At 65.2% G+C, this 24,155-nt stretch carries 21 protein-coding genes; 11 read left to right on the top strand and 10 right to left on the bottom strand.

The features are described 5' to 3' along the window. Positions 1-559 precede the first annotated feature (559 nt). The 4 genes from P6U25_RS01555 (at position 560) to P6U25_RS01540 (ending at position 4,701) form a co-directional block, all read left to right on the top strand. Complete coding sequence (locus P6U25_RS01555) at positions 560-1,387, top strand: FkbM family methyltransferase (protein WP_407149689.1); 828 nt, start codon at positions 560-562, stop codon at positions 1,385-1,387. 224 nt (positions 1,388-1,611) lie between these two features. Further along, positions 1,612-1,998: a VOC family protein gene (locus P6U25_RS01550; RefSeq protein WP_407149688.1), complete on the top strand. Its 387-nt coding sequence runs from the start codon at positions 1,612-1,614 to the stop codon at positions 1,996-1,998. 68 nt (positions 1,999-2,066) lie between these two features. Further along, positions 2,067-2,405: a hypothetical protein gene (locus P6U25_RS01545; RefSeq protein ID WP_407149687.1), complete on the top strand. Its 339-nt coding sequence runs from the start codon at positions 2,067-2,069 to the stop codon at positions 2,403-2,405. A 184-nt stretch (positions 2,406-2,589) separates the two neighbouring features. After that, positions 2,590-4,701 (top strand): OmpA family protein, encoded by a 2,112-nt coding sequence (locus tag P6U25_RS01540; RefSeq protein ID WP_407149686.1) that lies wholly within the window; start codon positions 2,590-2,592, stop codon positions 4,699-4,701. A gap of 291 nt (positions 4,702-4,992) precedes the next feature. Here the strand turns inward: P6U25_RS01540 and P6U25_RS01535 are convergent, their stop codons facing one another. Continuing rightward, complete coding sequence (locus P6U25_RS01535) at positions 4,993-5,358, bottom strand: nuclear transport factor 2 family protein (protein WP_407149685.1); 366 nt, start codon at positions 5,356-5,358, stop codon at positions 4,993-4,995. A 151-nt stretch (positions 5,359-5,509) separates the two neighbouring features. On the opposite strand from P6U25_RS01535, the gene P6U25_RS01530 reads away from it, so the two are divergent. Continuing rightward, positions 5,510-6,097 carry a TetR/AcrR family transcriptional regulator gene (locus tag P6U25_RS01530; RefSeq protein WP_407149684.1) on the top strand — a complete coding sequence of 196 codons (588 nt, stop codon included), beginning with the start codon at positions 5,510-5,512 and terminating at the stop codon, positions 6,095-6,097. Between the two features lie 170 nt (positions 6,098-6,267). Here the strand turns inward: P6U25_RS01530 and argG are convergent, their stop codons facing one another. The 6 genes from argG to P6U25_RS01500 form a co-directional block, all read right to left on the bottom strand. Further along, positions 6,268-7,605, bottom strand: coding sequence for an argininosuccinate synthase (gene argG / locus P6U25_RS01525; protein WP_407149683.1), 1,338 nt, complete (start codon positions 7,603-7,605; stop codon positions 6,268-6,270). 74 nt (positions 7,606-7,679) lie between these two features. Beyond that, entirely contained in the window at positions 7,680-8,444 is a 765-nt protein-coding gene (locus P6U25_RS01520) for a phosphatase PAP2 family protein (protein WP_407149682.1), read from the bottom strand. A 137-nt stretch (positions 8,445-8,581) separates the two neighbouring features. Further along, positions 8,582-9,082 carry a hypothetical protein gene (locus P6U25_RS01515; RefSeq protein WP_407149681.1) on the bottom strand — a complete coding sequence of 167 codons (501 nt, stop codon included), beginning with the start codon at positions 9,080-9,082 and terminating at the stop codon, positions 8,582-8,584. Positions 9,083-9,225: 143 nt separating this feature from the next. After that, positions 9,226-10,437, bottom strand: coding sequence for a 23S rRNA (adenine(2503)-C(2))-methyltransferase RlmN (rlmN, locus tag P6U25_RS01510; protein ID WP_407149680.1), 1,212 nt, complete (start codon positions 10,435-10,437; stop codon positions 9,226-9,228). A 251-nt stretch (positions 10,438-10,688) separates the two neighbouring features. After that, complete coding sequence (locus P6U25_RS01505) at positions 10,689-11,291, bottom strand: invasion associated locus B family protein (protein WP_407149679.1); 603 nt, start codon at positions 11,289-11,291, stop codon at positions 10,689-10,691. A gap of 133 nt (positions 11,292-11,424) precedes the next feature. Next, positions 11,425-12,264 carry an SDR family oxidoreductase gene (locus P6U25_RS01500; RefSeq protein ID WP_407149678.1) on the bottom strand — a complete coding sequence of 280 codons (840 nt, stop codon included), beginning with the start codon at positions 12,262-12,264 and terminating at the stop codon, positions 11,425-11,427. A gap of 102 nt (positions 12,265-12,366) precedes the next feature. Between P6U25_RS01500 and P6U25_RS01495 the strand changes: the two genes are divergently transcribed. After that, the gene (locus tag P6U25_RS01495) at positions 12,367-13,347 is read left to right on the top strand and encodes an NADPH:quinone oxidoreductase family protein (protein WP_407149677.1); all 981 of its coding nucleotides are present in this window, start codon (positions 12,367-12,369) and stop codon (positions 13,345-13,347) included. Positions 13,348-13,897: 550 nt separating this feature from the next. Here the strand turns inward: P6U25_RS01495 and P6U25_RS01490 are convergent. Next, positions 13,898-14,275: a YkvA family protein gene (locus P6U25_RS01490; protein ID WP_407149676.1), complete on the bottom strand. Its 378-nt coding sequence runs from the start codon at positions 14,273-14,275 to the stop codon at positions 13,898-13,900. 138 nt (positions 14,276-14,413) lie between these two features. Continuing rightward, entirely contained in the window at positions 14,414-14,719 is a 306-nt protein-coding gene (locus P6U25_RS01485) for a 4a-hydroxytetrahydrobiopterin dehydratase (protein WP_407149675.1), read from the bottom strand. A gap of 275 nt (positions 14,720-14,994) precedes the next feature. Here P6U25_RS01485 and P6U25_RS01480 point away from each other — a divergent pair, with 275 nt between their 5' ends. The 3 genes from P6U25_RS01480 to P6U25_RS01470 all read left to right on the top strand — a co-directional run bounded on the left by P6U25_RS01480 (position 14,995) and on the right by P6U25_RS01470 (position 19,266). After that, complete coding sequence (locus P6U25_RS01480; protein WP_407152726.1) at positions 14,995-16,341, top strand: TAXI family TRAP transporter solute-binding subunit; 1,347 nt, start codon at positions 14,995-14,997, stop codon at positions 16,339-16,341. A gap of 219 nt (positions 16,342-16,560) precedes the next feature. Then, entirely contained in the window at positions 16,561-18,123 is a 1,563-nt protein-coding gene (locus P6U25_RS01475) for an alkaline phosphatase D family protein (RefSeq protein WP_407149674.1), read from the top strand. Between the two features lie 144 nt (positions 18,124-18,267). Beyond that, entirely contained in the window at positions 18,268-19,266 is a 999-nt protein-coding gene (locus P6U25_RS01470; protein ID WP_407149673.1) for an N-acetylmuramoyl-L-alanine amidase, read from the top strand. 11 nt (positions 19,267-19,277) lie between these two features. Here the strand turns inward: P6U25_RS01470 and P6U25_RS01465 are convergent, their stop codons facing one another. After that, positions 19,278-20,438 carry a hypothetical protein gene (locus P6U25_RS01465; RefSeq protein WP_407149672.1) on the bottom strand — a complete coding sequence of 387 codons (1,161 nt, stop codon included), beginning with the start codon at positions 20,436-20,438 and terminating at the stop codon, positions 19,278-19,280. 413 nt (positions 20,439-20,851) lie between these two features. Here P6U25_RS01465 and typA point away from each other — a divergent pair, with 413 nt between their 5' ends. After that, positions 20,852-22,678: a translational GTPase TypA gene (typA, locus tag P6U25_RS01460; RefSeq protein ID WP_407149671.1), complete on the top strand. Its 1,827-nt coding sequence runs from the start codon at positions 20,852-20,854 to the stop codon at positions 22,676-22,678. Between the two features lie 163 nt (positions 22,679-22,841). Continuing rightward, positions 22,842-24,089: a flavin monoamine oxidase family protein gene (locus tag P6U25_RS01455; RefSeq protein WP_407149670.1), complete on the top strand. Its 1,248-nt coding sequence runs from the start codon at positions 22,842-22,844 to the stop codon at positions 24,087-24,089. Positions 24,090-24,155: the final 66 nt, after the last annotated feature.

Here is a 24,155-nt window from a genome sequence, read left to right as displayed (position 1 = left end):
GCTTTCGCAGGGACGATACCGAATAAGTTGCATGGCTGGTGAGTCATACGTTCGCATTCTCGCGACATGATCCGTCCGAGCTTTGCATCTTGTTTCGCCTTCTCTAGAGGGCGCCGGAAGGCCGAGTGCCGATCGCACCCATGGGCAACTCAGTGATTGGCTCGTGAGGGACGCACCGGCAGATGGGTTCCCTCCCCCTTGCGGGCAGGGCTATCGCATATGCCGCCTTGGGCGGCTGCGCACGAACTCGGCCTCGTGGTTCGAGACGCGCCGCAAGCGGCGCTCCTCACCATGAGGGTCTACTATTGTGCCGCAACACAAGACCTCATCCTGAGGAGCCCGCCAAAGGCGGGCGTCTCGAAGGATGGGCCACAGGGCGTTTTTCTCCCAAATGCAATTGCCCTACCCTTGCGGGGGAGGGCTAGGGAGAGGGGTGGCCACACGACGTGTTCTTTCCGCATTCGTCACGATGACAGGCAAACGACGTTGCGAGCAAAGCGGCCGTTGGAGTCGCGGCCAAAACCGGCTATCCATGCGCCGTTTTCGACGAGAGCCACGCGTGATCCCCAGCAACGATACTTCACCCGCGCCGTTCGGCGCCTTCGCGCCGAACGCAGCGCAGGCTGCGATCATCCGTCTGGCGCATCGCACCGGACTGAAGCGCGGCGCATTCCGCCCCTGGCTGTCGCGGCTGGTCAATCTGTTCGGTTCGGGACCGCTCGACGTGGCCTATCAGGGCGCATCGTTCCGCTTTTATCACCAGGCGAGCGCGACCGAGCGCGGGGCGTTGTTCAATCCCAACTATAACTTGGAAGAACTCGAATTCCTGCGCCGGCATGTCGGTGCGGGCGGCACCTTCGTCGATCTCGGCGCCAATGTCGGCACCTACGCGCTGGCGCTGGCGGGCGACGTCGGGCCCGCGGGCAAGGTGATCGCGATCGAGCCGCATCCGGTGACGCATGCACGGCTCAAGTTCAATACAGAAGCTTCCGGCTATGCGCAGGTGCGGCTGGTCGCGGCGGCCGCCGGCCCTGCCGACGGCGAGCTGATGATCGAGACCGACGGCGACAATCTCGGCGCCAGCCACATCGTGACCGGCACTCCATCGGGCAAGGCGTTCAAAGTGCCGTCGCTGCGGCTGCAACGCATTCTCGAGGAGGCCGGCGCGACCAAGGTCGACGCGCTCAAGATCGATGTCGAAGGTTTCGAGGACCGCGTGCTGATCGGTTTCTTCCAGGATGCACCGGAGGCGCTGTGGCCGCGCGCCGTGGTGATCGAGCATCTGTCGAAGGACGAATGGAGCAGCGATTGCATTGCCGACATGCGCGCCCGCGGTTACGCCGAGCAGGGCCGCACGCGGAGCAACACGCTGCTGGTGCGAGAGTGAGTGTAGCCCGATCGAGAGGACTCCCCTCCGGGCAACAGATTCCTCTTCTCCTTCCCCCTGCAAGGGGGAAGGTCGGGATGGGGGTCAGCCCCAGGCGATACTGTGTATGCGGAGAGAGCAGATCCCCACCCGCTTTGCTCTGACGAGCAAAGCGACCTCCCCTTTCCAAGGGGAGGTGAAGCAAGAGCGAGGATGCAATTGCATCACAACAAAGGGAGGCGCGCGTGATCGACCATATCGGCTTTTCAGTATCCGACTACGAACGCGCGAAGGCGTTCTATCAGGCCGCGCTGGCGCCGCTTGGCTACAGCCTGATCATGGAAGTGACGGCGGAGCAGACCGGGCACGATGCCGCCGCCGGCTTCGGCGCCGACGGCAAGCCGGATTTCTGGATCGGCGGCGAAGGCGCGATGAACAAGCCGGTGCATATCGCAATCTCAGCCAAGGACCGCGCCACGGTCGATGCCTTCTACAAGGCCGCGATATCGGCCGGCGGTACGGATAACGGCCCGCCCGGCCTCCGCGCGCATTACCACCCCAACTATTACGGCGCCTTCGTGCGCGATCCCGACGGCCACAACATCGAGGCGGTCTGTCACACGCCGGAGTGAGCCGCTGCGCAAGGCAGGAACGTCGCTGCACGCGGCCCGTTGTCGCTTCAACAGGTATGGAGCGATCAATGAGTGCGAGCCGACCGGGCACCCTCGATCCCCGCAAGCTCTCGACGTCGACGCCGATCGAGCCGCCCGAGGTGCCACCGACGACGCCGGGCACGCCAAGCGAACCGCCGCCGGGGATCCCTCCGGGCACCCCTCGCCCGGAGGTGCCGGACCCCGTGCATGAGCCCGGCGAGCCGTCGCGGCCGAACGAACTTCCCGGTAATTTGCCGGAGGAAGTGCCGGTTCCGACGCCGCCCGGGCCGCCCGGCCCGATCACCCCGCCACCTGCGGCCGATCGATCCGCGGCATCGCGCAGCGACTGTCCGACCAGGTTCCGCTGCGGATATTCGTTTGTCTGAGCGTTTCTTCTGAATGCGCCATGAACAAGCGGGCGTGCAACCCGTTATGATGTCGAAATAAAATTCGGCTTTGATTCGTGGCCCGCCACAATCCGGCCTAACGGCTGACTGTTCATCGTCCCGCCGAATTGTTCGGTTCTGACGTGTCCTTCCTGCCCAGACCTTTCGCCGGGGATTCCACTACATGACAAAGCTTCGTCTCGTGCTGCTCGCCACGACTGGGCTCACGCTCACGCAGTTGGCCGCCACAGCATCGCACGCACAAACCTCGCCGCTTGTGGTCGCGCAGGCGCAGAAGGAAGAACTCGGACCGGACGGAAAGCCGAAGGCACGCCCCACGCCGGGCGCGCCGGCGCATCCGGCGCCGCCCGCCGGGGCACCGCGTCCGGCACAGCCTCCAGCCGCGGCGCCGCACCCCGCGCCGCCTCCGCCCGCGGCCCCCGCCCGGCCGACACCGCCGGCTCCACCACCTGCCGCCGCACCGGCCCATCCGACGCCGCCGGCACCTCCGGCCGCGCGGCCTGCCCCGCCGGCGCCCGCACCGGCCCACCCCACTCCGCCGGCAGCCGCCCCGGCACGGCCGGCTCCGACCCCGCCGCCGGCGGCTGCGCCCGCACATCCGACACCTCCGGCGCCGCCCGCTGCCGCACCTGCGCGGCCGTCGCCGACACCTCCACCGGCAGCAGCACCGGCGCACCCGACCCCGCCCGCGCCCCCTGCGGCCGCGCCCAGCCGTCCCACTCCAACGCCTCCGCCGGCAGCGGCCCCCGCGCGCCCGGCAACGAGGCCCGCCGCTGGCCCGACGCATGCACCGCCGAGCCCGGCGCCAAGCCCAGCTCCGAGCGCCACTCCTGGTGCGCGGCCCAATGCCTTGCCGACCTCACCGCCCGCCGCGCAGACGCCGCCAACGCCGGCTCCCGGTGCACGCCCGCAAGCCGCACCTCCTCCCGCCGGCGGCGCAAGGCCAGCTCCGGGCACACCGCCCGCGGCCGCCACACCTGCGCCTGCTCCTTCGGCGACGACACCTCCGGCCGCCGGCGGACAGCCTCCGGCGCGACCGGGCACGCTACCCACGCAGCCTCCGGCCGCGGGCGGTGCAACGCCGCCGGCGCGTCCCGGTGCATTGCCGACGGCGCCGGCCAGCCCGCAGGCAGGCGCACCGGCCCGGCCGCCGCTTCCGGCGGGCGCCGCGGCGCCGACCGTCGTCCCAGGTTCTCCGGCCGCTGCGCCGCCGCCCGGCCGGGCGCAATACGCCCCGCCGACGGTCGCGCCGGCCTTCCGGGCCGCGCCTGCGGTTGCAGCTCCGCTGCCGCCGCCCCCGGCACCGCCGCGGCGTGACCTGACGCCGCTTGCGATCGGCGCAGGCGTGGTGGCCGGCGCCGTGATCGGCGCGACCATCGCCGACCTGCACAACCAGCGACAGGAGGTCGTCGAAGGCGGCCGCACGATCTACACCGAGCCCGACCGCATCATCATCCGCGATCCGAGCGGGCAGGAGTACGTGCGCGGCAACGATCTGTATCGCTTCCGCTACGGTGCCCGCGACATCCGCACCGAGACCGTCGGCGGCGAAACCCGCACCGTCGTGATCCGTCCCGACGGCAGCGAGATCATCACCGTGGTCGGCCCCGACGGCCAGTTGCTGCGGCGAATCCGCAGGGATCGTGGCGGGCGTGAGCTCGTCATCATCGACAACACCTACCGCGATCCGCAGGCGGTCGGCGGCTTCTATGTCGACGCACCGCCGCCGGTGGTCAGCATTCCCTATGACCGCTACATCGTCAGCGCGGAGGATGCCTCGCCCGACGTGATCTATGAGACCATGGAGGCGCCGCCGGTGGACCGGATCCAGCGACGTTATTCGCTCGACGAGATCCGCTACAGCCCGAACGTGCGCATGTTGATGCCGTCGATCGACATCAACACCATCAACTTCGACACCGGATCCTGGGCGATCCCGCCGGACCAGGCTGCGAAGCTGCAGGTGATTGCCGACGGCCTCAACCGGGCGATCCAGCGCAACCCGCGCGAGGTGTTCCTGATCGAGGGTCACACCGACGCGGTCGGCAACGACGTCGACAATCTGTCGCTGTCGGATCGCCGCGCGCAGGCCGCGGCCGAATTGCTGACCCAGCAGTTCGGCGTGCCGGCGGAGAACCTGACCTCGCAGGGCTACGGCAAGCAGTATCTGAAGGAGCAGACCGACGGACCGAGCCGCATCAACCGGCGCGTCACCGTCCGCCGCATCACCCCGCTGCTCAACGGCGACCAGTCGGCCGCGGCACCGCCGCGCTGAGCCGACCTGAAGCACGAAGCGAAATGGCCGGGAGCGATCCCGGCCATTTTTGTTTGTTTCGGGGACGCGAAAAGGTTCTCCAGTCTGCGCCACTCGCGCAGCGAAAACCTTGCGCTCCATCCAAGCTAGAGCTCCGTCTTCCCCTTCCCCCTGAAAGGGGGAAGGTCGGGATGGGGGTCGGCCACAGGTGACGGTGCACGGGGATAGAGCAGATCCCCACCCGCTTTGCTCTGGCGAGCAAAGCGACCTCCCCTTTTCAAGGGGAGGTTGGAATTAGCGGGCTTGGCCCCCTCACCGCGCCATCTGCTGCGGATCGTAGAAGAAGCGCTCCTCGATCAACTCGTTGCCGCGCCAGGTCTGCCAGGCAACCTCTTCCATGCTGCGGACCTTGCCGTCCTTGCCGGTGAACTCGAACCGCCAGCAGATCGCGGAGTGGTCGCCATCGACCAGCAGCGGACCGAGCCGCGTGGTCTTGACGCCGGCGACCTGCGCCAGCACCGCGGCCTCGCGCGCCGCCAGCGCCTCGCGGCCGACGCGCCATTCGCCGTCGTTCTCCTGGGTGCGGGCATCGGCGGCGTAGAAATTCGTGATCGCGCCGACATGGTCATTGGATTCCACGGTATCGGCGAACGCCTGCAAGGTCTTGAGCGAGGGCATGGGAGATCTCCCTGTTTGTCCGGGCATGGTCTTCGCGCAAGCACGTCTCACTTATCGCGAAGATTCATGTTACCGACTAATAGTCGGTATTTACCGACTGATAGTCTGTAAGTCAATTGGCTTGGCGATGGAACTGGGCTAGACAAGGAGGATGGCAACCCAGGCCGAACGGCGCGAGAAAACCAGGGCTTCGATCATCAAGGCGGCGCGGCGCATCTTCGGCGAGCGCGGCTTTGCGGCGACCACGATGGACGACATCGCCACCGGCGCACGCGTCGCCAAAGGCGCGGTCTATCATCACTTCGCGACCAAGGAGGCGGTGTTCGAGGCGGTGTTCGAGCAGGTCTCGCTCGACCTCGTCGCCGATCTCGATCGCCTCTCGCGCGCCGAGAACGATCCGCTCGCCGCGATGGCGGCCGGCACGCAAGGCTATTTCGCGGCGTGCTCGAAGGGCCCGACCGGCCAGATCATCCTGCGCGACGGCCCCGCGGTGCTCGGCTGGGAGCGCTGGCGCGAGATCGACGCGAAACACTTCGGCGGCAAGTTTCCGCGCGCGCTCACTGCTGCGATGGAAGCCGGCGTGATCGCCAAGCAGCCGATCGAGCCGCTGGCGCGGCTGCTGCTCGGCGCGGTGACGGAGGCGGCGGTGGCCGTCTCCGCGGGGCCCGACATCGGCAAGACCGGCACGGATTACGCGCGCGCGTTCCGTTCGCTGCTCGATGCGCTCAGGGTGAAGTAGGCAACATCTCTCCGCGCGTCGTCCCTGCGAAAGCAGGGACCCATAACCACGGCCGTCAATTGTTGCGTAACACTGGGGCCACAGCTCGCTTTGACAACGCGATCCTGTGGTTATGGGTCCCGGGTCGCGCTTCGCTTGCCCGGGACGACGGAAACATTTGTGCCCGCGGCTCAGCCCTTGTCGCTCTCGAGCTGGAAGATCTGCGAGCCCTCGCCGCTGGAGAGCAGACCGGTCTTGCCGTAGAGCCCGAGCTTGGCGCGGGTGTCGGCGATATCGAGGTTGCGCATGGTGAGCTGGCCGATGCGGTCGGCCGGCGTGAACGGCGCGTCCTCGACCTTCTCCATGCTGAGCCGCTCCGGCGCATAGGTCAGGTTCGGGCTCTCGGTGTTCAGGATCGAATAGTCGTTGCCGCGGCGCAGCTCGAGCGTCACCTCGCCGGTGACGGCGCGCGCCACCCAGCGCTGCGCGGTTTCGCGCAGCATCAGGGCCTGCGAATCGAACCAGCGTCCCTGATAGAGCAGGCGGCCAAGCCGCATGCCGCTGATGCGATACTGCTCGATCGTATCCTCATTGTGGATGCCGGTGACGAGACGCTCATAGGCAATATGCAGCAGCGCCATACCGGGCGCCTCGTAGATGCCGCGGCTCTTGGCCTCGATGATGCGGTTCTCGATCTGGTCGCTCATGCCGAGACCGTGGCGGCCGCCGATCGCATTGGCCTCGAGGAACAGCGCGACCGAATCGGCAAACGTCTTGCCGTTCAGCGCGACCGGCTGGCCCTCCTCGAAACGCACCACGATCGTCTCGGGCTTCACCTCGCAATCGGCGCGCCAGAACGGCACGCCCATGATCGGATTGACGATGGTGATGCCGCTGTCGAGCTGCTCGAGATCCTTTGCCTCGTGCGTGGCGCCGAGCAGATTGCTGTCGGTCGAATAGGCCTTCTCGGCGCTCATCTTGTAGGCGACGCCGTGCGCAGTCATGAACGCCGACATCTCAGCGCGGCCGCCGAGCTCGTCGATGAACTGCTGGTCGAGCCAGGGCTTGTAGATGCGCAAGGACGGATTGGTGAGCAGGCCATAACGATAGAAGCGCTCGATGTCGTTGCCCTTGAAGGTCGAGCCGTCGCCCCAGATGTTGACGCCGTCCTCCTGCATCGCGGCGACCAGCATCGTGCCGGTCACGGCGCGGCCGAGCGGGGTGGTGTTGAAATAGGTGATGCCGCCGGTCGAGATGTGGAAAGCGCCGGACTGGATCGCGGCGATGCCCTCATGGACCAATTGCATGCGGCAATCCACCAGGCGCGCCTTCTCGGCGCCGAAGTCCATCGCCTTGCGCGGGATCGCGTCGTAATCGGCCTCGTCGGGCTGGCCGAGATTGGCGGTATAGGCGAACACGCGGGCGCCCTTCTGCTTCATCCAGAGCAATGCCGCGCTGGTGTCGAGCCCGCCCGAGAACGCGATGCCGACTTTCTCTCCCTTGGGCAGGTTTTTCAGAATCGTACTCATGGAACGGTCCAATCGGTCGAAATCAGGGATGTTTGAGCTGGCGAATATCAAATTTCGGAAGGCGGAGCACGCCTTTAATCGCGGCTGTCGCGGTCGCGCCAGCGCTGCATCAGCCGGTAGCCGGGCATGGCGAGCCGGGTCAGCGCCGCATCGACCTGCTCGTCGGTCAGCCGCGTCGCCGCCCAGCGGTAGAACAGGGCATAGAACAGCCAGACCACGAAAAAGGACACCAGGCCGGCGATCGCGACGTCGGTGAAGAAATGGCCGCCAAAGGCCATTCGCAAGCCGCTGGTGACCACGCCGAACACGGTGGCCCCGGCATAGGCGAGCGGCCGCCAGGCAGGCGGCGCCAGCGCCGCCGGTGCAAAGGTCCAGAACGCGGTCGCGCCCTCGCCCGAGAAGAACGAGCAGTTGCGCGGGCAGGCGCCGCGCGGATCCCACCACGCGACGAACGGAAGCTCGCCGCCGAACTGGGCGACCGCCACCGGGCGCGGCCGGCCCCAATAGCTCTTGAAGGTGAGGTTGGTGAGGACGCCTGCCGAAAGCAGCATCGTGGTGAGCAGGAACACCGCCGCGCGCGGCGACATCAACATCGGCCGGTTCGGCCGGATGAATTTCATCACGATCGCCACGATCGCCGGCAGCACCATGGCCCAGGCGATCCACATCGCCGCGTCCCGCGCGAATGCCGCGAGCGCGTCGGCCTTCAGCGGGAAGGCTTTGTGGGCGCCGTCGTAGAACAGCGCGGCCAGCTTCAGGTCGAGCTCGGGATAGATCCCGAACAACAGGCCGATGACGAGCGCAAGCCCGAGCGCGATGACAAGTCCGGTCCGGTTCATGGCGCGCGGTTTAGCCGAGGCGGATGGGCATGGGAAGTACGAGCTTGTCGTCATCCTGAGGCGCGAGCGGAGCGAGCCTCGAAGGATGCGATCTTGCTGCGGTCCATCCTTCGAGACGCCGCGCTGCGCACGGCTCCTCAGGATGACGGCGGTGATTGCGGCGGTGTTTGCGACGGCAGCGGCGGCGGTGGCCGGAGCGGGCGCGGTGGCTCGCGCCAGGCGCCGGCGGTGCGGCCGGCGATCAGCCAGTAGACCAGGCCCGCGACGATGCCGGCGCCGGTCATGATCTCCATGTGCCGGTGCACGATGCCGTGGAATTGCATGGTGTCGGGATCGAACGGGACCAGGCCGAGATAGCAGGCCGCGCCGACCAGCGCACCGCCGACCGCATAGGCCAGCACGCTCCTGATAGAGAACGCCTCCGTAATCAGCACGATGATCAGCGCCGGCAGCAGCGCGAAGCCGGAAATGAAGATGAAGCCGAAGCCGAGCACGATGTTGATCGCGTTCTGGTCGATCTCCGCGCCGAAATCGCTGATCTCGGGATACAGCACCGCGCCGACCACGATGATCCCGGCAACAAGGCAGGCCACGAGGAAGGCGAAGGCAACGACGAACAGGCGGCCGATCAGGGCCATGCTAGCTCCCCGTCATTGCGAGGAGCTCGCGACAAAATTGCAAAGCAATTTTGCGCTGAAGCGACGAAGCAATCCATGCCTCAGCGAGCGTGCAAGTGGATTGCTTCGCTTCGCTCGAAATGGCGAACCGCACACGGACACGCTCAATCCGTCATCGCCATCGCACGGAGCGCCTGGCGCTCGCGCGCGGAGAGTTTTTCGGTTTCCGACTTGAGCTGGCCGCAGGCGGCGAGGATGTCGCGGCCGCGCGGCGTGCGCACCGGCGAGGAATAGCCGGCGTTGAAGATGTATTCGGAGAATTTCTCGATCTGCTCCCAGTCCGAGCATTCGTAGGCGGTGCCCGGCCACGGATTGAACGGGATGAGATTGATCTTGGCCGGAATGCCCTTGAGCAGCCTCACCAATAGCCTGGCGTCATCGAGCGAATCGTTGACGCCCTTGAGCATCACATATTCGAAGGTGATGCGCCGCGCGTTCGAGGCGCCGGGATAGTCGCGGCAGGCCTGCAGCAGCTCGGCAATCGGATATTTGCGGTTCAGCGGCACCAGCTCGTTGCGCAATTCGTCGCGCACCGCGTGCAGCGAGATCGCGAGCATCACGCCGATCTCCTCGCCGGTGCGCTTGATGTTCGGCACCACGCCCGAGGTCGACAGTGTGATGCGGCGGCGGGAAATGCCGATGCCCTCATTGTCGGCGACGATCAGCAGCGCATCGCGCACCGCATCGAAATTGTACAGCGGCTCGCCCATCCCCATCATCACGATGTTGGTGACGAGGCGCGAGCCGTTCTCGCGATCAGCCCAGTCGTTCAGGCGGTCGCGCGCCACCATCACCTGGCCGACGATCTCGCCGGCGGTGAGATTGCGCACCAGCCGCTGCGTGCCGGTGTGGCAGAACGCGCAGTTCAGCGTGCAGCCGACCTGGGAGGAGACGCACAGCGTGCCGCGATCGGTCTCGGGGATATAGACGCACTCGACCTCATGCGGCTTCTCGAGCTTGTCGCCGCTTGGCAGCCTGAGCAGCCATTTGCGGGTGCCGTCATTGGAGATCTGCTCGGCAACCACTTCGGGACGATCGACCGTAAAATGCTTCTCGAGCTCGGCGCGCATCTCCTTCGACACGTTGGTCATCTCGGCGAAATTCTTGGCGCCGCGGAAATACATCCAGTGCCAGAGCTGCTGCGTGCGCATCTTGCGCTGCGACGGCGGAACCCCGACCTCGCCGAGGCGATCGGCGATCTCGGCACGCGACAGCCCGATCAGCGACGGCTTCGCCGGCGGCACATAGGTTTCGAGCGGAACCTTTTCGACCAGCGTATTGGCCGTGGCATGTTGAACGATCGAGTCTGCGGTCATCGCCTGTCTGATCTTTGCGGGAGTCTTTGATTCCTCATCCTGAGGAGCGGCGCCTGCGCCGCGTCTCGAAGGATGAGGCCACTAGATACTAGTTTTGACGCGTTTTCTTCACGCGAACCGGTGTCCACTTCGCTCGAAAACGCTCTAGCCGGCCGCATGGTTCGAGACGGCGCTGACGCGCCTCCTCACCATGAGGGGAACCAGTCTTCAAATAGGCCTTCTGCGGCCCATAAACAACGCCGATTCGGGCCTTAGCGCCGACAGTCGTGGGCCAGCCGGTCGAGCGCCTGCGACAGGCCCTTCAGCGAAAACGTATCGGTCGTCTCGGTGCCTTTGGCCGAGATCGCTTTCACGGTCGCCTCGCCGGCTTTGCGCATGGCTTCCACCATGCGCTCCTCCTCGGCCGCGTTCTTTATCCAGAGGCCGTCACCCTGCGTGTACATCGCGTAGGTGCCGCCGCCGACCTGGATCGTCGATTCGGAGCCGGGCTTCAGTGTGTAACCGATCATGACCGAGACTTCGTTGACGACCTTTTCCGCCGGGCGGGTCGAGATGAAGGCATAGGCCGGATCGCGCGGCCTGTTCGGCGGATTGGTCTTCGACGCCGACGGCTTGGCGAGCGCGAAGCAGACCTTCTTGCCATTCGGCGACGCCGTGTAGGCGCCCCAGGTGCCGTATTGGCCGATCAACGTCGGCTCTGCACCACCAGCCGCAGCCGCCGCCGGTGATGCGGGCTTGGCTGCTTCCTTCTTCGGCGCAGTTTGTTTCGGCGCAGCGTGCACCGGCGCAAGCGAGACGATCCCGCACACCAGGCTACCCGCGATCAGCGATGTCAGTATTTGCCGCACGGCCAACTGGTTCCCCCATCATTGTGACTGGAAGATGGCCCGGCGATTCCCCTCCGCCGGCTCGGATGGATAACCGGGAAACGTCTTTTTGGGAAGGCAGTTAGGCCCGAAGCCGAGCGTACGGCACAGAAGCCGCGCGTTATCCCTTGGCGCGGGCTGCGCGCTGCTTCGCCCACTGCTCGTCGGTCCATTGCAGCAGGTCCTCGGCGCCGGAACTGCGCAAGTGGGAGCCGCCATCTTGCACCACCATCTCGCCGTTGATGTAGCCGGCCTGATCGGAGATCAGGAAGGTCGCGAGATTGGCAAGTTCGGAATGCTCGCCGGCACGGCCGAGCGGATTGCGATGCGACCACGTCTCGCCACGGCCTTCGGGACGCAACTGTCCGGTCGCGCCAGGTGTGGGGAACGCACCGGGCGCAATTGCCACCGTGCGGATGCCCTTCGGCCCCCATTCGACCGCAAGGCTCTTGGTCATCGCCAGCACCGCGGTCTTGGCCATCGACGACGGCACGGTGAACGCGCGGCCGGTGATGGTCGAGGTCGAGAGGATCGAGAGCACCACGCCCTTGTGCTTGCCCTCGATCCAGCGGCGGCCGGCGGCGAGCGTGCAATACAGCGTGCCGTGCAGCGTCGGCCCGAGGATCGCGTCCGCTGCACGGAATGACAGATGTTCGGTTTGCGCGATGAAGGTTGCGGCAGCATTGTTGACGAGAACGTCGATCGGCGCCTCGTGCCAGACCTGATCCATCATCGCTTCAACTGCCGCGCCATCGCGAATATCGCATCGTGCGGTGGAGACTTTCGCGCCCAATTCGCTGCGGAATTTTTCTGCGGTTTCTTCCAGCAATTCCTGCCGCCGCCCGCAAATGACCAGTTCGGCGCCAAGCTCGGCAAAGCGACGCCCCATCGCAGCGCCAAGGCCGGAGCCGCCGCCGGTGATCAGGATACGCTTGTTCGCCAGCAGGCCTTTTTCAAACATAGTTTGATCCTCCGCTTGTATTGTCGCTCCGCCGTAAATCCGGCATGAAGCTTTCAGCCCAGAATGCTGAGCCCTTTGTGCGTCCGAAAATCAGGTGTGTCCATGAAAGCCATCCTCTGTTCGCAATACTGTCAACCCGACGATCTCGTGCTGGCTGACGTGCCGGATCCCGTGGCAGGTCCCGGCGAGGCCGTGATCGCGATCAAGGCGGCGGCGCTGAACTTCTTCGACATCCTGATGATCCAGGGCAAGTACCAGATCAAGCCGCCGTTCCCGTTCTCACCGGCGGCGGAGGTCGCAGGCGTCATCGAGAGCGTCGGCCAAGGCGTCACCGACTTGAAGGTGGGCGATCGCGTCGTCGCGTCCTGCGGTCACAACGGCGCGCGCGACAAGATCGCGCTGCCTGCGAATGCGATCGTGAAGATCCCCGACAATCTCGACTACGACCGCGCCGCCGGCATCATCATCATCTACGGCACCGCGCTGCACGCGCTGGAAGATCGCGCGAGCCCGAAGCCGGGCGAGACGCTCGCGGTGTTAGGGGCCGCCGGCGGCACCGGACTTGCCGCGTGCGAGCTCGGCAAGCTGATGGGCCTGAAGGTGATCGCCTGCGCCTCATCCGACGAGAAGCTCGAATTCGCCAAGCAGCACGGCGCCGAGCTGACGCTGAACTATGCCAAGGAAGACCTCAAGGAAGGCCTGCGCAAGCTGACCGGCGGCAAGGGCGCCGACATCGTGTTCGATCCGGTCGGCGGCGCCTATGCCGAGGCCGCGCTGCGCTCGACCGCATGGGAAGGCCGGTTCCTCGTGATCGGCTTTGCTGCCGGCGAGATCCCGAAGATCCCGCTCAACCTCGCGCTGCTGAAGGGCTGCGACATCAGAGGCGTGTTCTGGGGCGCCTGGGCGCGGCAGAATCCGGAGAAGAACCGCAAGAATCTCGAGAAGCTCGTGCAGTGGACCGCGGAAGGCAAAATCTCATCGCATGTCGACCGCACCTTCCCGCTGTCGCAGACCGCCGAAGCGCTGAAGGTGCTGGCCGGCCGCAAGGCGATGGGCAAGGTGATCCTGCATCCCGGAAGCTGAAGACGAACAACAGCGCTCCTCACCGTCATGCTGGGGAGCGCGCATCTCGAAGCACGACGGCCCAGACCAGACCGTGCATGGCTCCAACCTCCCCTTGAAAAGGGGAGGTCGCTTTGCTCGCCAGAGCAAAGCGGGTGAGGATCTGCTCTCTCCGCATGCAGCATCGCCTGCGGCTGACCCCCATCCCGACCTTCCCCCTTTCAGGGGGAAGGAGAAGACGGGATTTGTGGCCCGGATGAAGCACAGCGAGATCCGGGGCGATCTATCCGCTGGCGAGACAATCCCGGATTGCGCTTCGCTTCATCCGGGCTACGCGCGCTCTTCACCGTCGTGCTGAGGAGCGCGCATCTCGAAGCACGACGGCCCAGACCAGACCGTGCATGGCTCCAACCTCCCCCTGAAAAGGGGAGGTCGCTTTGCTCGTCAGAGCAAAGCGGGTGGGGATCTGCTCTCTCCGCATGCACAGTATCGCCTGCGGCTGACCCCCATCCCGACCTTCCCCCTTTCAGGGGGGAAGGAGAAGAGGCAGCCGGAGCTCGCTACGCGCCGCTCACTGCTCGCTCAGCGTGGCGCGCTTCAGCGCAGCACGTGCGGCTTCGCGATGGTCCGGTGTGATGTGGCTTGCCACCATGCGGATCGCGGTTGCGAGCACTGCGGCATCGTCGGTGAAGCCGAGGACCGGCATCATGTCGGGAATGAAGTCGAACGGCAGGATGAAATAGGCGATGGCGCCGAGCAGCGCCGCCTGCACATGGCGCGGCGTCTCGCGATCGAAGGCGCAGTAATAGGCGGCGAGCAGATCCTCGGCGAACGGCAGTCGCGCCACCACCTTCTTGAACTTGATCCAGAAGCGGCGGCGCACGCTTTCGCGATCCTGGGCCAGCCGGTCGGCCGGCTCGAATCCCACGCTGTGTTCGGTCGATGCCATCGCAGGGTTCCCCGACGCCGCGCAGCAGTCGGGCGGCGTTGCAGCGAATCTGGTGATGTAAGACGGCCGCCGCAAGGCGCGCTTGCCGCGACGCCGACGCGCGAACGGCAGCCTCGAGGAGCATGCGATGTCGCTGGGTCAATTGACCCCGAGCTGCCGTGCGATCGCGTTCATGGCCTTGGCGAGCTCGATGTCACGCTTGGTCACGCCGCCGACCTCATGCGTCGCCAGCACGACCTCGACGGTCTTGTAGACGTTCTTCCATTCGGGGTGATGGTCATTCTTCTCCGCGACCAGGGCGGTGCGACACATGAAGCCAAACGCTTCGTTGAAGTCCTTGAACACGAAGGTCTTCGTGATGGCCGCACGGCCGGGCATCTCCGCCCAGCCGGCCAACTCCCAGAGCGCGGCTTTCCTGGCTTCCGCCGACAGCAATTCCACCATGACAGCCCTCCTCTTTGGGGCCCCAACCTTAGCCTAACGGCCGGCCTGCGGGAGGGATCCATGCCGAAATTAAGGCCGAAATCGCGGCCTATCGCCGCTAACCATGACGGAGTTGTAACATCGGCCGGCCCCGGAATTTGCTACATACATAAGATGTATGCGCGCCGGCCCTTTCGAGTTTGAGCCCCAAGCTTTTGTTTGCGAGATCGATGACCGACGGCCCTGGCCCCGCCGACACACTGCCCAAGCCGCCCCGTTCTGCGCGGCAGCGGCTGATTTTCGTGCTGATCGCGGGGGTGCTCGCGATCATCGGCACGCTGGCCGCAGGCTACTATTTCGCGGTGCGGCCGGTGACACTGCGCATCGCGGTCGGCCCGCCCAACAGCGACGACGTCAAGCTGGTGCAGACGCTGGCCCAGGCCTTCAACAACCAGCCCAATAGCCAGGTCAAGCTGCGCCCGGTGCAGACCGATGGCGCTACCGCGAGCGCGCAGGTGCTTGCCGACGGCAAGTCCGATCTCGCCATCATCCGCGGCGATCTCGAAGTGCCGAAGAACGCGCAGGCGGTTGCGACGTTGCGCAAGAATGTCGTGGTGATGTGGGTTCCGCCGGCAGCGAAAGGCAAGCGGCGGAAGGGCCCGAAGATCACCAAGATCGCGCAACTGACCGGCCACAAGATCGGCGTCGTCGGCCGCACCCAGGCCAACGTCAATCTGCTGAAGATGATCCTGGTGCAATATGGCGTCGATCCGATGAAGGTCGACATCGTCCAGTTCCCGGTCAATGAGGCGGTCGAGGCGATCCGCAACCAGAAGGCCGACGCCTATCTCGCGGCAGGGCCCGCCAACAGCAAGATCACCATCGACGCGATCGCGGCTTCAAGCCATGACGGCAACGAGCCGACCTTCCTCGCGATCGACGCCTCCGAGGCGATTGCGCAGAACCACCCGGCCTATGAGGCCTCGGAAATCCCCGCCGGCTCGCTCGGCTCCGCCGACCGGCCCGAGGACGAGGTCAAGACCATCAGCTTCTCGCATCACATCGTCGCCCGCAAAGGCCTCTCGGAATCGACGGTGGCGGCGTTCACGCGGCAATTGTTCCAGATCCGGCAGTCGCTGAAGAGCGATTTCCCGCTCGCCGCCAAGATCGAGACCCCCGACACCGACAAAGACGCCGTCATCCCGGCGCATCCAGGCGCCGCCGCCTTCGTCGACGGCGAGGAAAAGACCTTCCTCGATCGCTACAGCGATTACATCTGGTGGGGCCTGATGGCGCTCTCGGCGATGGGCTCGGCCGGCGCGTGGTTCGCCGGCTATCTCAAGCAGGACGAACGCAACACCAACACCTCGCAGCGCGATCGCCTGCTGGAGATGTTGAAGGCCGCGCGGCGCAGCGATTCGACCGACGAGCTCGACCAGATGCAGGCGGAGGCCGACGACATCCTGCGCGACACGCTGCTGTGCTTCGAGCACGGCACGATCGAACAGGGCACACTGACCGCGTTCAATATCGCGCTGGAGCAGTTCCACAACGCGGTCGCCGACCGCAAGGCGCTGTTGATGAGCATGCCGCAGAACCTGCAGCGCACGGCGGCACAGTTCAGGGCGGCGGGCTCGGCATAGCAGCGCGAGTCCGACCTCTTCTCCATCCGTAGCTTCTCTTCGCCTCCCCCGCAAGCGGGAGAGGGAGCCTGACGAACGTGGTCGCCTCACAGGACCGATACATTCGGGAGCCCGCTCGTCCAACGCTCTGCCTTCGCCCTGTAATCTCTCCGTCATGGAATTTTTCTAGGTCTTTGCCAGCTTGCGGCGCAGTGTTGCGTCCTGTCCCTGGAGGCCCCCATGACGATCCGGTTTTCGCACAAGATCACCCGCCGACGCTTCCTGTCGACCGTGGCAGCAACGGGGGCCGGCGTCATTGCGATGCCTTACCTTTCCCGCGCCGCCGACCGACCGGCGATCACCCACGGTGTGCAATCCGGCGACGTCGGTGTCGATGGCGGCGTAGTGTGGGCCAGGGCCGACCGCCCGTCGCAGATGATGGTCGAGGTCGCGACCACGGAATCGTTTAGGGATGCCCGCGCGCTGCCGCCGATCGCGGCGCTGCCGGAAAGCGACTTCACCGCCAAGATGCTGCTGGAGAACCTGCCCTCCGGCCAGGACATCTTCTATCGCGTCCGCTTCCGCGATCTCTCCCACATCGACGTCGCCGGCGAGCCCGTGGTCGGCCGCTTCCGGACCGCGCCGAGCGATCGCCGTGACGTGTCCTTCGTGTGGGGCGGCGATGTCGCCGGCCAGGGCTGGGGCATCAATCCCGACGACGGCGGCATGTTCACCTTTTCCGCCATGAAGAAGCACAGTCCGGATTTCTTCCTGCATTCCGGCGACACCATCTATGCCGACGGCATCATCTCGGCCGAGCAGAAGCAGCCCGACGGCAAGATCTGGAAGAACATCACGATCCCGGAAAAGGCCAAGGTCGCCGAGACGCTCAACGAATTCCGCGCCGCCCACAAATACAATTTCCTCGACGACAATCTGCGCGCCTTCAATGCCGAAGTGCCGATCTTCGTGCAGTGGGACGATCACGAGGTGACCAACAACTGGTCGCTGTCGAAGCAACTGCCCGCGACCTACAAGGAGCGCGACATCACGCTGCTCGCCGCGCGCGCGGCCCGCGCCTTCCACGAAATGTATCCGATGCGCGAGAGCATCGTCGAGCCGGGCCGCGTCTACCGCACGCTGAGCTACGGTCCGCTGCTCGACGTCTTCATGCTCGATGAGCGCAGCTATCGCGGCCCCAATGGCCCGAACCTGCAGGAGGCCTACGGTCCCGACGCCTATTTCCTCGGGCCCGACCAGCTCGCCTGGCTGAAGCGCGCACTGCTCAACTCGCGCGCCACCTGGAAGGTGATCGCCTCCGACATGCCGCTGTCGCTCATCGTCTACGACGATGCGGCGAACAAAAAGGGCTCGGAAGCCTTCGCCCAGGGCGACGGCCCGGCACGTGGTCGCGAATTCGAGATCGCCGACCTCCTCCGTTTCATCAAGACCGCCGGAATCGTCAACACGGTGTGGCTGACCGCCGACGTGCATTACGCTGCCGCGCACTATTACAACCCGAACAAGGCCCAGTTCCAGGAGTTCGATCCGTTCTGGGAATTCGTTTCCGGTCCGCTGCATGCCGGCACGTTCGGCCCGAACGAGCTCGACAACACGTTTGGCCCGGAAGTGAAGTTCGTGAAGGCGCCGGGCGAAGCGAGCCAGAATCTGCCGCCCTCCGCCGGCATGCAGTTCTTCGGTCACGTCAAGATCGACGGCAGGAGCGGACAGATGACGGTGAGCTTGCGCGATCGCGCCGACGCCGAATTGTGGTCGATCACGCTCGATCCGAAGCAGGCGTAGTCCGCTCGCACCCGCTGCGGAACCGCCGCTGTGCTGGACGCCCTTGGCACGGCCGGGGCTCCGCAATTGACCGGGATGGACGCCACCGACCTCTTCCGCTATCGATAGCGGAGCCATTGTGCTGGGGGCCCGAAGGGGCGGAGCATGAGGCGCTGCGAATCCAATCGTGTGCTCGGCGGCATCGTTGCGAGGTCTCGACCTTGCCGCCTCATTGCCATCACCATAGCAGCGCTCGTGCTGCTGCCGATCGAAGCCAGCGATGCTGGCTGGCGGCCAAAGATCTTCAAGGACTCGTCAAAGCACGCCGGCTCGTCAAAGCGCGTGAAGGCGGCAAGGCCGGCGAAGTTGGCAAGGCGCAGCGTCGCACCAAAGCCCCACGGCACGCGGCTTGCCGCCCTCGGGCCGGTCGTCCTGCCTCATTCCGCGCTGAAGCCGGCCTCGCCAACCTGCAATCCCGCGACATTCCGGGTGGTTGTCGATGTGGGGCATACGGCGGAATCGGAAGGCGCGATCAGCGCGCGCAATGTTGCCGAATACACCTTCAACCTGCGCCTTGCGAAGCTGATCACGGAGAAGCTGAAGGACGACGGCTTTGCCGAAACCAGACTGCTTCTGACCGAGGGTAAGGCCAGGCCCAGCCTCTTCAAGCGCGTGGCGGCCGCCAATGATCTGAGCGCGGATCTCTTCCTGTCGATCCACCATGACTCCGTGCCCAACAAGATGCTCGAGGACTGGGACTTCGAGGGCAGGAAAAGCCATTACAGCGATCGGTTCAGCGGGTACTCCGTCTTCGTCTCGCACGACAATCCGGACTTCGCGGCGAGCCTCTCATTCGCCGAACTGATCGGCAAGGAATTGAAGGCCCAGGGGCTTCATTATGCCGACCAGTACACGCAGCCGATCATGGGCCGCTACCAGCATCCGCTGCTGAACAAGGAAACCGGCGTCTACAGCTATGATGAGCTGATCGTGCTGCGAAAGACCCGGATGCCCGCGGTGCTGCTTGAGGCGGGCTCGATCATCAACCGGGACGAGGAGCTCGAGATGGACTCACCGGAACGGCAGAACATGATCGCGGGCGCCGTCGCGACGGCCGTCAAGGAATTCTGCGAGCCGCGATGGGACATCCTCGGTCCGCCCTGATCGCGCTGCTGTCATCCCCGCTTGCCGGTCTTGATCTCCTCGAATTTGGCGAGCGCTTGTTCGAACTTGCCGTTGAAGAGCCACATCGCATCGAGGATTTCGCGAAACGTTGCAGACGTTCGTGCCCTGTCGGCCTGGCCGAACGCGAAGATGCTGTTGTTCCGCAGATATCGCATGATCCTGGGATCGGAAATTCTGTAACCGACGAGGTTGCCGGAGCTGAGTGCGGCCCTGGTCGGCGTCGGAACGATCTGGATCAGCTCAAACAGCTTCATTTGATCGATGGGATTCGGCAACGCTTTCAGGATCGCCGGGACCTCCGGGAAAATATCGGCGTGTGCGTTCATCAGGGCGTCTCGCACGGCAGTCCAATGATTGAACCGATGATCCAGATTGCCCGCCCGGGCCTCTTCCCTGTCGTCGCGACGGCTCAGTGCAGGATCGAGGGCTGCGATTGATCCCTTGATCGCTGCCCACTTCCTTCGACCGTTTCGATCCTCGGACGGACCGGTCTGCAGACTCCCTTTGTAGGTGTTCGACCGCGCATTTCCCGCGTTCTGCTTGCCGCCCGTCTCGGCATAGAAAAGGCCGAGGCTTATGCGGCCCGCGGCAGCGGCATTCGTGGCATTCAGGCCCTTGGCTCGCGCGATCGCGGTCGCCAGATCGACGACGTCCTTGAATGGCGTATCCGATCTTTGCGCGCTGGCGGGCGGAGCCTCCATGATATCGAACAGCTTCCTGTACTCATCGAACAGCGGCTCGTTGTCGGCGTCGAAATAGGCCGGAGGGATTCCGAATTTGTTGGGCCGGCCGATCCTGGACGGAAGCGCGTCGGTGAGATCCTTATAGGCGCTCATCATTTCGACGCGGGCGAGGTAGAGGGCTTGGCCGGGCAGGTTGGGCAGCGGCTGGTTGGAATCGATCTGTGTGCGACGCTGGCGCAGGATCGATTCGAAATCCTTCACGGCCTTGTCGTAGGTCTCGCGCGCGGCCGATTGCTTGCTCGTCAGTCCGCCCGGCTGGCCCATGGCCGGAGACACGAAACCACCGATCGCGGCCGAGGCCAGCGACCCGGCCGCACCGAAGATCATATGCGTTGCGAGCTGCGGCGTGAGGAGCAGCGCGACAGAAAGCGCAGCCGCGAGTGCAGCGGCGGATGTCCTGATCGCCATAACGGCTTCCCGATGGCTGAGCTTCGCCGGATCCGGCACCTCGGATCGTAGACGACGAACACGCCGGCTGCGAGGCAGAAGCCCCGCAAGCCGTCAGTGTTCCGTTTCCCAGCGCGGCCAGATCGCACCAAAATTCACCGGAAAGTCTGCAAAATCCGCGGTCCCGACCCGAAATTCGGTCACTCGAAGCGCCAACAAATCGTTGTTTTTTGACGTTTTCTGACTATATTGCGACGCAACGCGGTAGGTGCCCGGTCCATTGGCCGGGCTTCCTTTTTGGGGCGATGCGTCCCCGTCAAATTTCTTAGGTATGAGCGTGATCCGGGCCCCGACGGGCCATGTCTGCGAGCGGCCGGCCCGAGTTGTCCGGCGAGACCGCGCTCACGATCCTTTGCACGACCAGAAGACGAGCCATGAACCTTCGTAACGTCGCCATCATCGCCCACGTCGACCACGGCAAGACCACCCTCGTCGACCGCCTGCTGCAGCAATCCGGCACCTTCCGCGAAAACCAGAAGGTGACCGAGCGCGCGATGGATTCCAACGACCTGGAGCGCGAGCGCGGCATCACCATCCTGGCGAAAGCCGCCTCGGTGCAGTGGAAAGATATCCGCATCAACATCGTCGACACTCCCGGCCACGCCGATTTCGGCGGCGAGGTCGAGCGCATCCTGAACATGGTGGACGGCGCGCTGGTGCTGGTCGACGCCGCCGAGGGTCCGCTGCCGCAGACCAAATTCGTGGTCTCGAAGGCACTGAAGATCGGCCTGAAGCCGATCGTCGTGATCAACAAGGTCGACCGCCCCGACGCACGCCCGACCGAAGTCATCAACGAGGTGTTCGACCTGTTCGCGGCGCTCGATGCCAGCGAGGAGCAGCTCGACTTTCCGATCCTCTACGGGTCGGCCAAGCAGGGCTGGATGGCCGACAGCCCGGACGGTCCGAAGGACCTCGGCATGCAGCCGCTGTTCGACCTGATCGTGCGCCATGTCGAGCCGCCGAAGGTCGAGCAAGGTCCGTTCCGCATGATCGGCACCATCCTCGAGGCCAACCCCTATCTCGGCCGCATCATCACCGGCCGCATCTCCTCCGGCTCGATCAAGCCGAACCAGCAGGTGAAGGTGCTGGCCGCCGACGGCAAGCTGATCGAGCAGGGCCGCCTGACCAAGATCCTCGCGTTCCGCGGCCTCGAGCGTACGCCGCTCGATGAAGCCGAGGCGGGCGACATCGTCGCGATCGCAGGCCTCACCAAGGGCACCGTCGCCGACACCTTCTGCGATCCCTCGGTCGAGACGCCGCTACCGGCACAGCCGATCGATCCGCCGACCGTGTCGATGTCGTTCATCGTCAACAACTCGCCGCTCGCCGGCACCGAAGGCGACAAGGTGACGAGCCGCATGATCCGCGACCGCCTGCTGCGCGAGGCCGAGGGCAATGTGGCGCTGCGCGTCGTCGAGGCCGCCGACAAGGATTCCATGGAGGTTTCAGGGCGCGGCGAATTGCAGCTCGCGATCCTGATCGAGACCATGCGCCGCGAGGGCTTCGAGCTTTCGGTGTCGCGCCCGCGCGTCGTGCTGCAGAAGGACGAGGCCACCGGCGGCTGGCAGGAGCCGATCGAGGAGGTCGTGATCGACGTCGACGAGGAGCATTCGGGCGTCGTGGTGCAGAAGATGAGCGAGCGCAAGGCCGAGATGATCGAGATGCGCCCCTCCGGCGGCAACCGCCTGCGGCTGGTGTTCTACGCGCCGACCCGCGGCCTGATCGGCTACCAGGGCGAACTGCTGACCGACACCCGCGGCACCGCGATCATGAACCGCATCTTCCACGGCTATGCCCCCTACAAGGGCGAGATCCAGGGCCGCCGCAACGGCGTCTTGATCTCCAACGATCAGGGCGAGGCGGTGGCCTATGCGATGTTCAAGCTGGAAGACCGCGGCCCGATGATGATCGAGCCGGGCTGGAAGGTCTACAAGGGCATGATTGTCGGCGAGCACACCCGCGACAACGATCTCGAGATCAACGTGCTGAAGGGCAAGCAGCTCACCAACATCCGCACCACCTCGAAGGACGAAGCGGTGCGCCTGACGCCGCCGATCAAGATGACGCTGGAGAAGGCGCTCGCCTATATCGAGGACGACGAGCTCGTCGAAGTGACGCCGAAGTCGATCCGGCTGCGCAAGAAGCACCTCGATCCGAACGAGCGCAAGCGCGCCGAAAAGGCCAAGGAAGCGGTGGCGTGAGCCCATCTGTCATGCCCCGGCTTGACCGGGGCATCCAGTACGCCGCGGCCCGTCAGCTCAATCATCACTGTCTCTGGAATACTGGATCACCCGCATTCGCGGGTGATGACAGTCATGCGCGTTGCGACTTTAGACGCGCTTCCGGACGTGCTAGAGCCGGGACATGAGTTCCCTTCCCTCCACAGTCGACGTCGCCATCATCGGCGCAGGCGCCGCCGGCCTCGGCGCCGCGCATGCGCTGAAGAACTGGGGCCTCTCGATCGTCGTGCTGGAAGCCCGCGACCGCGTCGGCGGGCGGGCGTATACGATCCAGGCCGCGCCCGACGTGGTGTTCGATGTCGGCTGCGGCTGGCTGCATTCGGCTGATCAGAACAGCTTCGTTGGCATCGCCGAGCAGCTCAAATTCGAGGTCAACAGGGAGCTGCCGCCCTGGGGCCAGCGAGCCTATGGCGACGCGTTTCCGCAGGCCGATCGCGATGCGTTCACGCTTGCGCTCGATGAATTCTACGACCGCATCGAACAAGCGGCGCAGCAGGGCAAGGACTATCCAGCCGACGTCTATCTCGAACCCGGCAACCGCTGGAACCCGATGATCGATGCGATTTCGACCTATGTGAACGGCTGCGAGCTCGACCGGGTCTCGATCCTCGACGTCGACGCCTACGAAGACACCAACATCAATTGGCGGGTGCGGCGCGGCTATGGCGCGCTGATCGCGGCCTACGGCGCGCAGGTTCCGGTGGCGCTGAACTGCGCGGTCAGGCTGATCGATCACGCGGGCAAGCGCGTACGCATCGAGACCTCGCGCGGCACGCTCGACGCCGGCAAGGTGATCGTCACCGTGCCAACCAATCTGATCGCCGACGAAGCAATCCGCTTCTCGCCCGCGCTGCCCGGCAAGGTCGAAGCCGCGCGCGGCCTGCCACTCGGCCTCGCCGACAAGGTGACACTGGCGCTCGATAACGCCGAGGCGCTGCCGAAGGAAGGCAATCTGCGCGGCGCCACCATGCGCACCGAGATGGGCACCTATCATATCCGCCCGTTCGGCCAGCCCTGCATCGAAGGCTTCTTCGGCGGCCGCCTCGCACAAACGCTCGAGGACGCAGGCGACGGCGCCTTCGCCGCGTACAGCATCGACGAGATCGTCTCGTTCCTCGGCAATGACTTTCGCCGCAAGCTGAAGCCGCTCAGCGAATCCCGCTGGTCACACGACCCGTTTGCCCGCGGCTCCTACTCACACGCTTTGCCCGGCCACGCCGACAAGCGCGCCGTGCTCGCCGCGCCGGTCGATGGCCGGCTGTTCTTCGCCGGAGAAGCGACCTCGCCACACTTCTTCTCGACTGCGCATGGGGCACGGGATTCGGGAGAGCGAGCGGCGAGAGAAATATTGGCAGCGGCGACGCGCAAATAGCTCCATCGCCATTGCGAGGAGCTCGCGACAAAATTGCGAAGCAATTTTGCGCTGAAGCGACGAAGC

Origin of the sequence: Bradyrhizobium sp. ORS 86, from assembly GCF_045571475.1 — a bacterium.
Classification (GTDB): domain Bacteria; phylum Pseudomonadota; class Alphaproteobacteria; order Rhizobiales; family Xanthobacteraceae; genus Bradyrhizobium.
The sequence above is the reverse complement of the archived record's forward strand: the minus strand, read 5'-3'. Positions and strand labels throughout refer to the sequence as shown.

What these genes read in the sequence shown, in the direction of transcription:
- argG (WP_407149683.1), bottom strand. Translation starts at nt 7,605, where the DNA reads ATGAGTACGATTCTGAAAAACCTGCCCAAGGGAGAGAAAGTCGGCATC.
- P6U25_RS01500 (WP_407149678.1), bottom strand. Translation starts at nt 12,264, where the DNA reads ATGTTTGAAAAAGGCCTGCTGGCGAACAAGCGTATCCTGATCACCGGC.
- P6U25_RS01485 (WP_407149675.1), bottom strand. Translation starts at nt 14,719, where the DNA reads ATGGTGGAATTGCTGTCGGCGGAAGCCAGGAAAGCCGCGCTCTGGGAG.
- P6U25_RS01490 (WP_407149676.1), bottom strand. Translation starts at nt 14,275, where the DNA reads ATGGCATCGACCGAACACAGCGTGGGATTCGAGCCGGCCGACCGGCTG.
- P6U25_RS01540 (WP_407149686.1), top strand. Translation starts at nt 2,590, where the DNA reads ATGACAAAGCTTCGTCTCGTGCTGCTCGCCACGACTGGGCTCACGCTC.
- P6U25_RS01535 (WP_407149685.1), bottom strand. Translation starts at nt 5,358, where the DNA reads ATGCCCTCGCTCAAGACCTTGCAGGCGTTCGCCGATACCGTGGAATCC.
- rlmN (WP_407149680.1), bottom strand. Translation starts at nt 10,437, where the DNA reads ATGACCGCAGACTCGATCGTTCAACATGCCACGGCCAATACGCTGGTC.
- P6U25_RS01495 (WP_407149677.1), top strand. Translation starts at nt 12,367, where the DNA reads ATGAAAGCCATCCTCTGTTCGCAATACTGTCAACCCGACGATCTCGTG.
- P6U25_RS01545 (WP_407149687.1), top strand. Translation starts at nt 2,067, where the DNA reads ATGAGTGCGAGCCGACCGGGCACCCTCGATCCCCGCAAGCTCTCGACG.
- typA (WP_407149671.1), top strand. Translation starts at nt 20,852, where the DNA reads ATGAACCTTCGTAACGTCGCCATCATCGCCCACGTCGACCACGGCAAG.
- P6U25_RS01520 (WP_407149682.1), bottom strand. Translation starts at nt 8,444, where the DNA reads ATGAACCGGACCGGACTTGTCATCGCGCTCGGGCTTGCGCTCGTCATC.
- P6U25_RS01530 (WP_407149684.1), top strand. Translation starts at nt 5,510, where the DNA reads ATGGCAACCCAGGCCGAACGGCGCGAGAAAACCAGGGCTTCGATCATC.
- P6U25_RS01515 (WP_407149681.1), bottom strand. Translation starts at nt 9,082, where the DNA reads ATGGCCCTGATCGGCCGCCTGTTCGTCGTTGCCTTCGCCTTCCTCGTG.
- P6U25_RS01465 (WP_407149672.1), bottom strand. Translation starts at nt 20,438, where the DNA reads ATGGCGATCAGGACATCCGCCGCTGCACTCGCGGCTGCGCTTTCTGTC.
- P6U25_RS01475 (WP_407149674.1), top strand. Translation starts at nt 16,561, where the DNA reads ATGACGATCCGGTTTTCGCACAAGATCACCCGCCGACGCTTCCTGTCG.
- P6U25_RS01470 (WP_407149673.1), top strand. Translation starts at nt 18,268, where the DNA reads ATGAGGCGCTGCGAATCCAATCGTGTGCTCGGCGGCATCGTTGCGAGG.
- P6U25_RS01455 (WP_407149670.1), top strand. Translation starts at nt 22,842, where the DNA reads ATGAGTTCCCTTCCCTCCACAGTCGACGTCGCCATCATCGGCGCAGGC.